Origin of the sequence: Aeromonas cavernicola (assembly GCF_002795305.1) — a bacterium.
GTDB lineage: Bacteria > Pseudomonadota > Gammaproteobacteria > Enterobacterales > Aeromonadaceae > Aeromonas > Aeromonas cavernicola.
The window spans coordinates 1-1,120 of sequence record NZ_PGGC01000223.1; the positions used below are offsets into that span (position 1 = coordinate 1).

A 1,120-nucleotide genomic window follows, 5' to 3' on the forward strand; every position below is an offset into this window, starting at 1 on the left:
GCCATGTGGTGCTCCCGCTGCTGGCTGAGCGGGTAGGGCATACTCTTAGTGAGCAGCAATTGCTTACCGGCTACAGCTTGGCGCAGTTAGTGCCCGGCCCGATGTTCACCCTCGCCACTTATCTTGGTGCCCAACTGCTGCCAGCGAGCCCAGTGAGTGGTGCGCTGCTGGCAACCGGCGCGATCTTTTTGCCCGGTTTGCTACTGCTCTGGGCCATCGGCCCCTGCTGGCAACAGTGGCTGGCTCGGCCACCGTTAGCGGGGGCGGTCACCGGTATTAATGCCGCAGTGGTTGGATTGCTGTTGGCTGCGCTCTATCAGCCGGTGTGGCAAAGCGCCATATTGGCACCTACCGATCTGGCGCTGGTGGCCAGCGGTTTTTATCTGCTGCGGGTGGTGAGGTTGCCCATTGTGGCGCTGGCTTCGCTGCTCGTGATGGCGGCGCTGCTGCAATACTGAGTCTGCGATATAAAAAACGGTGCCTTAGCGAAGGCGCCGTTTTTTTATGAGGCCCTGCAGCGCCAATCCCGCCATGGGGGGGATTGGTCAGATGCGGTTGGGGATGATTGGGTAGCCGCCTGATTGCACCCTAACGCACGGCCGTTAGCCCACGGCTAGCCAGACCCCAACCCCCAGCATTAATGAACCGGCGATGCGGTTCATTAAAACCACATTGTTACTCTTGGCCAAGAAGTGCCGTAGGGTGCGGCCACCGCTGGCATAGAGCAGCAGGCACAAGAACTCGATGAGCAGGATCAGGGCAACGAGGGCGCTCATTTGCGGCAGCATCGGTTTGTTTGTTGAGATAAAGGGAGGCAATAGGGAAACCATAAATGCCCACCCTTTGGGATTGGCGATGGCAGTGACAAAGCCTTGAGCGGCGAGCGCCATCCCCCCCGTCTGCTGAGCCGTCGATATATCGGTGGGAATGGCCATTTTGCCCTTTGCTTGCCACATCTGGATGCCAAGCCATACCAAATAAGCCCCCCCCACATACTTGAACGCGCTAAAGAGGGCAGGGTAATTGAGCATGATCGCCGCGACCCCAAGTACGGAGAGGACCGATACCAGCCCGACCCCCACCAATTCCCCCCACATCATGTGTAGCGTTCGGCGAACCC

2 protein-coding genes are annotated in these 1,120 nt (G+C 59.0%); one reads left to right on the forward strand and one right to left on the reverse strand.

Annotated features, from left to right (window positions below; all coding sequences use genetic code 11):
- Nucleotides 1–458 (forward strand): chromate transporter (locus CUC53_RS18030; protein WP_167386796.1); only part of this gene is annotated, 458 nt, incomplete at its 5' end.
- A 144-nt stretch (nucleotides 459–602) separates the two neighbouring features.
- Here CUC53_RS18030 and CUC53_RS18035 read toward each other — a convergent pair.
- Nucleotides 603–1,120: LysE family translocator (locus tag CUC53_RS18035; protein ID WP_100295383.1), on the reverse strand; the 518-nt coding region annotated here is incomplete at its 5' end.